The following is a 6,371-nucleotide window of genomic DNA, read 5'->3' on the forward strand; positions in this document are numbered from 1 at the left end:
TTCGGTAGCCCCCAGGCTCTCGACGATGCGATAGACCTGGATGCCGTGCTTCTGCGAGAAGAATTGCTGGGTCAGCCGCCAGTATTTGGTGGCGATGCGCAGCCGCCGGCCATGGCGCTGGCGAAAATCGGCGGCGACGTCGTCGAGATCGGCCATGGTGTCGACGTCGAGCCAGATGTCCGGCACAGCCACCACGACATCGGCATTGCCGAAGCCGAGACGGGCGACGATTTCGGCGCGGCTCTCCCACTCGGCGAGGTTTTCACGCACCAGGTCCTCGCCGGTGATGCCGAGATCGACGGCGCCCTGGCCGATCTCGCCTGATATTTCGGAAGCCGACAGGAACACCACTTCGACATCGTCCAGGCCCTCGACGCGGGCATGGTATTTGCGCTCGTCGCCGGGCAGGCTGACGGCGAGGCCGGCTTTGGCCAGTACTTCCAGCGCCTGTTCTTTCAGTCGGCCTTTCGACGGGATTGCCAGCGTGATCATGGCGCCGTCTCCCGCAATGCCTCGATGCGATCGAGCCAGACAGAAAAGCCGACGCCGGGGATAGGCGTCTTCGCGCCAAGCAAGGTCAGCAGTCGGTCATAGCGGCCGCCGCCGACCAGCGGCCTGTCGCCATTGTCGGCCGCGATTTCGAAAACCAGGCCGGTGTAGTAATCGAGCGGGCGACCGAAGGCGGCGTCATAGCGGATTTTTTCGGCCGGCAAGCCATGCGCTTCGATCGCCTTGGCGCGGGCAGCGAACTTTTCCAGCGCGACATCGAGCGACAGCCCGGCGCCGGTGGCGAAGGTCTCCAGTGCCTGGGCCGCGCTATTGAGCGGCACGTCGATCGCCAGAAAATCCTTCAGCGCGGAAAAGGCCTCGCTCGACAACCGAACGCTGCGCAACTCGGCTTTCTCGATCAGCCGCCGGGCAATGTCGGACGGCGCGCGTCCGGCGGACGCCGACAGGCCCGCCTCTTCCATGCCGCTGGCGATATGGGCGGAAAGACCGTCCAGATCACCGTCGAGGACGAGGGCGGCGACTGGACCGGAGAGCTGGCTGTTGCGCGGCGGGTTGGCGAGATCGGCGAGTGCCGCCTCAAGCATCGGCGCCGAGCCGAACGCACGGGCAAGGCGCATGCGCCAGCCGCGCGGCAGCCCGAGAGCAGCCAGAACCGCCTCGAAAATAGTCTGGTCGCCGAGCGTGATCGCCAATGCCTGGCCGGGCAGCACCAGCGACAGCAGCGCATGCGCATCGGCCACCGAGCGGGCATCGGCTCCAGCGGTATCGCGGTCACCGAGATCCTCGATGCCGGCCTGGAAGAACTCGTTGCCGCCTTCGCGGCGCTGTCGAAACACCTCGCCGAGATAGGAATAACGGCGCGGGGTGCCGGCCTGCGAACTTATGTGGTCGAGGCAGACCGGAATGGTGAATTCCGGCCGCAGGCACAGCGTCTGGCCGGTCTCGCTTTCGGTCAGGAAGATGCGGCGGCGCAAATCCTCGCCGGCCATGTCGAGGAAGGGGTCCGCCGGCTGCAATATGGCGACCTCGACGGCGTGCGTGTTGCGCGTGGCGAAGAGGTTGGTGATGTCGGTGGAGATGGCGGGGGTGCGGGAGGTCAACTTGCTGACCTCAGTGCTGCACGACCCTCTGGTCCCAAACCAGAGGCGCCAACGCGGCCTCTACTTGCCACGCGCCCTCTCCTCAGCCTGCGCCGCCAATATCTTCCTCACCTCGACGACCAGCTCCCCCTCCGCCACCGTCACCTGTGCCGGGCGGGCGGCGCGCCATTCGGCGTTATCGGCGATTTCGGCAGACATGCGCGCGCCTTCGATCAGGTCCTTGATCTGCAGCTCGCCCTTGGCGCGCTCGTCGCCGCCCTGGATGATGGCGACCGGGCAGCCGCGCCGGTCGGCATATTTGAGCTGCGCCTTCATGCCGGCGCCGCCGAGATACATTTCGGAACGGATGCCGGCGGCGCGCAGCTCCGCCACCATCTTCTGGTAGCGGCCGAGGCTGTCGGTGTCCTTGTCCATCACCAGCACGACGACAGGCGCGATCACGTCCGAGGCGTCGAGCTTGCCGAGGTTCTTCAGCGCCGTCATCAACCTGGAGACGCCGATGGAAAAGCCGGTCGCCGGCACCGGCTCGCCACGAAAGCGCGACACCAGGCCATCATAGCGCCCGCCGCCACCGACCGAACCGAAGCGCACGATCTGGCCGTCTTCGTTGGGGATTTCGGCCAGAAGCTCGGCTTCGAGGACGGGGCCGGTGTAGTATTCGAGGCCGCGCACGACGGAGCGGTCCATGGCAATACGGTCCTCGCCATATCCTGCCGCCCTGACCAGCGCTTCAATCGTGGCGAGTTCGCCGACGCCTTCCTGGTAGATGGCGTTCGAACTGACCATGGAATCCTGGCCGGCCTGTATGGTCCTCGCGGTCGCGAGAAGAACCGCCTCGGCCTGGCCGTTGTTCAACCCGGCGCCCTTGGCGAAGTCGCCCTCGCCCTCCTTGCCGCCGTCCCAGCGGCCCGGGCCAAGCAAAAGCTTCACGCCTTCCGGCCCGAGCTTGTCCAGCTTGTCGATCGCGCGCAGGACCGTCAGCCGGCGGCCGCCATTCTCCTCACCGCCGAGGCCGATCGCCTCCAGCACGCCATCCAGCACCTTGCGGTTGTTGACGCGGATGACGTAGTCGCCGCGCTTGATGCCGAGCGCTTCCATGACGTCGGCCATCATCATCGCCATCTCGGCGTCGGCGGCCACGCCCGGCGTACCGATCGTGTCGGCGTCGAACTGCATGAACTGGCGGAAGCGGCCGGGGCCTGGCTTCTCGTTGCGGAACACCCAGCCGGAGCGATAGCTGCGGTAAGGCTTGGGCAGGCGCTCGTAATTCTCGGCGACGAAACGGGCCGTCGGCGCGGTCAGGTCGTAGCGCAGCGACAGCCACTGGTCGTCGTCATCCTGGAAGGAGAACACGCCTTCGTTCGGCCGGTCCTGGTCGGGCAGGAATTTTCCGAGCGCATCGGTGTATTCGATCAGCGGCTGGTCTGCCGGTTCGAAACCGTAGAGCTCATAGACCGAGCGGATCGTCGCCATCATCTTCTCGACGGCGCGGATGTCCTCGGCGCTGCGGTCGGCAAAACCGCGCGGCAGTCGCGCTTTCGTCTTTTCCGATTTATCGGCCATGGGCTGGGGTCTTTTTTGCTAAGTAATCGATGAGATATTGCGAGTGGGCGTGTCCTAACCGAAGCGGCGAGGACCAGCAAGGGTTTGCACCCTCTCTACGAGGTGGCTAGGAACAGTTCGATAGCTTTGCAAGTACAGCGCCGCCCCTCATCCGCCTGCCGGCACCTTCTCCCCGTATAGTGACGGGGAGAAGAGAGCTGAACGCGGACTCGGGCATTCTTCTTGCAACCTGGACGACTGGCGAAACCATCGACGAGGGCGTCCTTCTCCCCGTCGCTATACGGGGAGAAGTGCCCGGCAGGGCGATGAGCGGCGGCGCAGAACGACCAAGATTTGGGCCTACCACCCGAGCCAAGCTCTGAAACAAAACCGCACCGCAAATGAAACAATCCCGCCATGGGTGCGGCATCGTGCCGACACAATCGCAAGAGATAAACGCGGGAAATGAGGGGTTCGCGGCCATGACCAGCACAGCAAGATTCCACGCCATCGACAGCGATGCCGAATTGCCCGCACGCCTGCGCCCGGCCGACATCGACGCCCCGAAAATGATCAGCCAGGCTGCCGGCCCGTTCGAAGTACCCGTCGACAACGGCAAGGGACCATCCATGCGCGACGCGTTGATGACCGGCCTGCTGGTGATCTATCCGACCGTGGCCACGGTGGTGGCGATCGTCGCCGGCCTGGTGCTGGCCAGCGCCAACGGCACCTGAGCCTATTTCGGCCGCCTGAAAGCCTTCCGCTGCTTCTCGACCTCTTTGCGGCAGACGCAGCCTTCGAGGTGATCGTTGACCAGGCCCATGGCCTGCATGAAGGCGTAGACCGTGGTCGGGCCGACAAAGCTCCAGCCGCGTTTCTTCAGTTCCTTCGAAATCCGCACCGAGACGGCCGTTGTCGGGTTGGCGCGCAGATGGGCGAGGTCGACGATTTGCGGCCGCTCGTCCTTACCGGGTTCGAACTTCCAGAACCAGGCGGCCAGCGAGCCGAATTCATCGGCCATCTCGCGGGCGCGCTTGGCGTTGTTGATGGTCGAGACGATCTTGCCGCGATGGCGGATGATGCCGGCATTGCCGAGCAGGCGTTCGACATCCTTGTCGGTGAAGGCGGCGACCTTGTCGATCTCGAAATTGGCGAAGGCTTCGCGAAAATTCTCCCGCTTGCGCAGGATGGTCAGCCACGACAGGCCCGACTGAAAGCCTTCGAGGCAGATCTTTTCGAACAGCCTGCGGTCGTCGGCCACAGGCCGGCCCCATTCATGATCGTGGTAGTGCAGATAGTCGGGCAGATTGCCGTGCCAGAAGCAGCGCGCGACACCATCAGAGCCGGCGAGCAGGCCGGTGTTTTCCTTGTCCATAAGCCAAAATCCGTTCGTTAACGCGCTTTTGCGCGGCATTTACTGCGGCTTTACCAGATTCCTGAACCCTGCGGTAACCACACCAAAAGGTTTACCGACAGTTCCGCATTTTACGCATTCCGATTCATGTTTCGGTTGCTGCTTGCGCGCCAATGATCGCCGAACCGGGAGGACGTTTCCACCCGTTTTGTATCAGACGATCAAGGTGCGTTACGATGAAGACAGTGTTGTTTCCCGTGCTCGGCGCCGTGGCTGTGTTTGCCGCCGGCGTCACACCCTCAACCGCCGGCGACCGCTATGCCGACAGGCCGCCGGTAATGGTGAGCCCCGACCTTTCAGCACCCTGGGTGCTGCAGCTTGGCCAGGCACCCGGTATCGTGCGCCAGAACCGCCAGGTCGTCCAGCAACAGCGGCGCCTGCGCCTGGCGCAGCCCGACCGGGTGCAGACGGCGGCGGTGCAGCCGCCGGCCAAGCGCATGCTCGCGCGTCCTCAGATCAACCCGATCTACCTGCCGCAGGAAGTCGACTATGACGGAGGCCAGAAGCCGGGCACGATCGTCATCGACACCACCCAGAACTTCCTCTACCTCGTCGAGAAGAACGGCAAGGCAAGGCGCTATGGCGTCGGCACCGGCAAGCCGGGCTTCGAATGGTCGGGTACGCACAAGATCACCAACAAGCGCGAGTGGCCGGACTGGCGCCCGCCGGCGCAGATGATCAAGCGCGAAGCCGCCAAGGGCCGCTATTTGCCGACCCATCTTGCCGGCGGCGCGGAGAACCCGCTTGGCGCCCGCGCGCTCTACCTCGGCACGACCGAATACCGCATCCACGGCACCAATCAGCCGTGGACGATCGGCGGCGCGGTGTCGTCAGGCTGCATCCGCATGCGCAACGAGGACGTCGTCGACCTTTATGAGCGGGTCAATGTCGGAACCACGGTCGAGGTGATATAATAATCCTTGCGAATCACCTGGCCAGCAAAGCAGTCCGCTTTTCGGGCCGGTTTAGGGACAACGGGGGACGGGCCGTATGGGGATGCGGCCGGTCAGGAAGGGCAGCACGGGAAACCGCGCTGCCCTTTCCGTTTTTGAGCAGAAATCGAGGGCAGAAGGTCGCCCACGCGTCGCGCAACGGGCATAGCGGTTCGCTTTCATGCTGCCCTTTACCGCATTCTTTTGCTATCTCGGTGGCTAGTTCCACAAAAGAGTTCACCCATGCCCCTGTCCGAAGACAGCCGTTATCTCAAGGGCGGCCCGGTCGCCCAGCGCATCATCGCCGCCGTTCGCGAGGACGCCGCGATCGCCAAAGCCGAGGGCTTTCCGCCCAAGCTGATCTCGATCACCGTCGGAGACACCGATGCGGTGGATGTTTATGTGCGCAACCAGCGCGCCAAGGCTGAGCTCGCCGGCATCGATTTCGAGGAGCGGCGCTTTCCCGCCACCATCACGGCAGGCGAGTTGGAAGCGGCCATTCACGGCCTGAATGCCGATCCGCGCGTTACCGGCATCATCATCCAGCGGCCGGTCCCGGTGCATATCCCGATCAGGACATTGCAGGCGGCGGTGCATCCGCTGAAGGATGTCGAAGGCATGCATCCGGCCTCGATCGGCAACATCGTCTACAACCAGCTCGATCTCGCGCCTTGCACGGCGGCCGCCTCGGTCGAACTGCTCAAGGAAACCGGCCTCGACCTCAAGGGACTGGAAGTCGTGATCGTCGGCCATTCGGAAATCGTCGGCAAGCCGATCGCCTTCCTGTTGATGAGCGAAGGCGCGACGGTGACCGTGTGCCACCACATGACGCGGTCGGTCGCCGCCCATGCAAGGCGCGCCGATGCGCTGTTC

Annotated in this window: 7 protein-coding genes; 3 read left to right on the top strand and 4 right to left on the bottom strand. The window is 64.2% G+C overall.

Going from position 1 to position 6,371, the window contains the following annotated elements; all coding sequences use genetic code 11:
* The 3 genes from hisG to hisS form a co-directional block, all read right to left on the bottom strand.
* The coding region (hisG, locus tag EOD15_RS26125; RefSeq protein WP_127408972.1) for an ATP phosphoribosyltransferase at positions 1-492 on the bottom strand (492 nt) is incomplete at its 3' end.
* Entirely contained in the window at positions 489-1,610 is a 1,122-nt protein-coding gene (locus EOD15_RS26130; RefSeq protein WP_127318596.1) for an ATP phosphoribosyltransferase regulatory subunit, read from the bottom strand. The genes EOD15_RS26130 and hisG, both read right to left, overlap by 4 nt.
* Before the next feature lie 60 nt (positions 1,611-1,670).
* Positions 1,671-3,173 carry a histidine--tRNA ligase gene (hisS, locus tag EOD15_RS26135; RefSeq protein ID WP_127318598.1) on the bottom strand — a complete coding sequence of 501 codons (1,503 nt, stop codon included), beginning with the start codon at positions 3,171-3,173 and terminating at the stop codon, positions 1,671-1,673.
* 461 nt (positions 3,174-3,634) lie between these two features.
* Here hisS and EOD15_RS26145 point away from each other — a divergent pair, with 461 nt between their 5' ends.
* Positions 3,635-3,886, top strand: coding sequence for a hypothetical protein (locus EOD15_RS26145; RefSeq protein WP_127318600.1), 252 nt, complete (start codon positions 3,635-3,637; stop codon positions 3,884-3,886).
* Between the two features lie 2 nt (positions 3,887-3,888).
* Here EOD15_RS26145 and EOD15_RS26150 read toward each other — a convergent pair whose 3' ends face one another.
* Positions 3,889-4,527, bottom strand: coding sequence for a DNA-3-methyladenine glycosylase I (locus tag EOD15_RS26150; protein WP_127318602.1), 639 nt, complete (start codon positions 4,525-4,527; stop codon positions 3,889-3,891).
* 215 nt (positions 4,528-4,742) lie between these two features.
* Here EOD15_RS26150 and EOD15_RS26155 point away from each other — a divergent pair, with 215 nt between their 5' ends.
* Together EOD15_RS26155 and EOD15_RS26160 are read left to right on the top strand one after the other, a co-directional pair.
* Complete coding sequence (locus EOD15_RS26155) at positions 4,743-5,480, top strand: L,D-transpeptidase (RefSeq protein WP_127318604.1); 738 nt, start codon at positions 4,743-4,745, stop codon at positions 5,478-5,480.
* Positions 5,481-5,741: 261 nt separating this feature from the next.
* Positions 5,742-6,371, top strand: a 630-nt coding sequence (locus EOD15_RS26160) for a bifunctional 5,10-methylenetetrahydrofolate dehydrogenase/5,10-methenyltetrahydrofolate cyclohydrolase (RefSeq protein ID WP_148129645.1), incomplete at its 3' end; no start/stop codon positions are given.

This window comes from Mesorhizobium sp. M7A.T.Ca.US.000.02.2.1 (assembly GCF_003996995.1).
In the GTDB taxonomy this organism is placed as follows: domain Bacteria; phylum Pseudomonadota; class Alphaproteobacteria; order Rhizobiales; family Rhizobiaceae; genus Mesorhizobium.

Coding starts and splice junctions, on each gene's coding strand:
- EOD15_RS26155 (WP_127318604.1), top strand. CDS start 4,743: ATGAAGACAGTGTTGTTTCCCGTGCTCGGCGCCGTGGCTGTGTTTGCC.
- EOD15_RS26150 (WP_127318602.1), bottom strand. CDS start 4,527: ATGGACAAGGAAAACACCGGCCTGCTCGCCGGCTCTGATGGTGTCGCG.
- EOD15_RS26145 (WP_127318600.1), top strand. CDS start 3,635: ATGACCAGCACAGCAAGATTCCACGCCATCGACAGCGATGCCGAATTG.
- hisS (WP_127318598.1), bottom strand. CDS start 3,173: ATGGCCGATAAATCGGAAAAGACGAAAGCGCGACTGCCGCGCGGTTTT.